The 1,685-nt window shown below is 67.5% G+C and carries 1 protein-coding gene; it reads left to right on the forward strand.

Annotated elements, in window-relative coordinates; translation table 11 throughout:
• The first annotated feature begins 67 nt into the window (after positions 1-67).
• Positions 68-1,519, forward strand: a complete 1,452-nt coding sequence (locus C667_RS22755) for an IS1182-like element ISThph1 family transposase (RefSeq protein ID WP_004359038.1) — start codon at positions 68-70, stop codon at positions 1,517-1,519.
• The last annotated feature ends 166 nt before the right edge of the window (positions 1,520-1,685 follow it).

Below are 1,685 nucleotides of genomic sequence, written 5' to 3' on the forward strand. Positions count from 1 at the left end.
CGGCTGAGAGCGTGAGAGTTTTTCTCCAATCTCGCCTGTTTGTGCTGGGACTGGCATGCTCCGAGACATGAACGAGACCGAACGTCATAACGGATCGCCGGCCAGCCTGTTCGATGAGCTGCCGGCTGTCGAGGAACAACAGGTGATCGCGGCGAAGCAGGCGCGGGCGGCTTCACGCCGGCAAGGCCCGCCGCGGTTGCTGCAGCCCAACCGCGGGCAGATCGAACTGCGCGCCTCGGACCTGGAGTCGCTGCTGGGTGAGGATCACCGGGCTCGGCTGGTGTGGGGCTACGTCGAGCGGCAGGACCTGAGCCGGTTGATCGAATCGATCAAGGCCCGTGGCAGCAACGCCGGACGGTCGGCGATCGACCCGCGGATCCTGTTCGCGCTGTGGCTGTACGCCACGCTCGATGCGGTGGGCAGCGGCCGGGAGATTGCCCGTCTCACGCGCGAGAGCGACGCCTACCGCTGGATCTGCGGTGGCGTGTCGGTGAATTACCACGCGCTCAACGACTTTCGCTCAGGCAACGAGAGCTTGATGGACGAAGTGCTCACGGCCAATGTCGCTGCGCTGGCCTCGGCTGGGGCGATCAGCCTGGAGCGCGTGGCGCAGGACGGCATGCGCGTGCGTGCCGATGCGGGCGCAGCGTCGTTTCGGCGGCAGGCCAGCCTCGAGCAGCACTTGGCCGAGGCCGGCGAGTTGGTCGATGACATCAAGAAACGCGCCGCGGCCGATCCGGCAGCGGCCAGCCGCCGGGCGCAGGCTGCGCGCGAGCGTGCCGCGCAGCAGCGCGAGGAGTGCATCCGCGCCGCGCTGGAGCAACTGCCGCAGGTGCAGGCGGCCAAGCGGCGCAACGGTGAAAAGCCCGAGCAGGCACGAGCCAGCACCACGGATGCCGACGCGCGGGTGATGAAGATGGGCGACGGCGGCTACCGGCCAGCGTTCAACGTACAACTGGCCACAACGTGCGAGGACCAGGTCATCGTCGGGGTGGAGGTGAGCAACACCGGCAGCGACATGGCGCAGATGGCGCCGATGCTCGAGCAGGTCATCGAGCGCACGGGCACCGTACCCGGGCAATGGCTGGTCGATGGGGGCTTTCCCGCGCACGAGCAGATTGAGGCGGTGCATGCGCACACGAAAGGCCAGACCGAGGTCATCGCCCCGGTGCCCGAGCCCAGGCGCAAGGCAGACAAGCGCGACGACGACGCCCGCCCGCCGCCGGACAAGTACCGGCGCAAGGAAGGGGACTCCGAGCCGGTGGCGCAGTGGCGTGCGCGCATGGCCGGCGACGAGATCAAGGATGTGTACAAGCAACGCGCGGCCACGGCCGAGTGCGTCAACGCACTGGCGCGCAACCGCGGACTGCAGCGCATGCCTGTGCGCGGGCTGGGCAAGGTTCGAGCGGTGGCCTACCTGTACGCGCTGGCGCACAACTTGATGCGCATGGCCAAGATCGCGCCGCAGATGCTCGGTCGAGGTAGCGGTGCGTCCAAAATCGCCGCAGCGCTGGCATAAGAGGTGCCTGAAATGAAAACCCGCCGCCTGAAAACCCCGGATCTGCCCTCACAGACGCTTGGCTGGGCCTCGAACACCCCACAGCACCTGCGCATCGCAGGCCACTGGGTCTCGTCGCATGTCGGTTACTCGGCTTGCGGAAATCAAATGCTTCTCAGGCTCTGAG

The organism is Thauera phenylacetica B4P, assembly GCF_000310225.1.
Taxonomy (GTDB): domain Bacteria; phylum Pseudomonadota; class Gammaproteobacteria; order Burkholderiales; family Rhodocyclaceae; genus Thauera; species Thauera phenylacetica.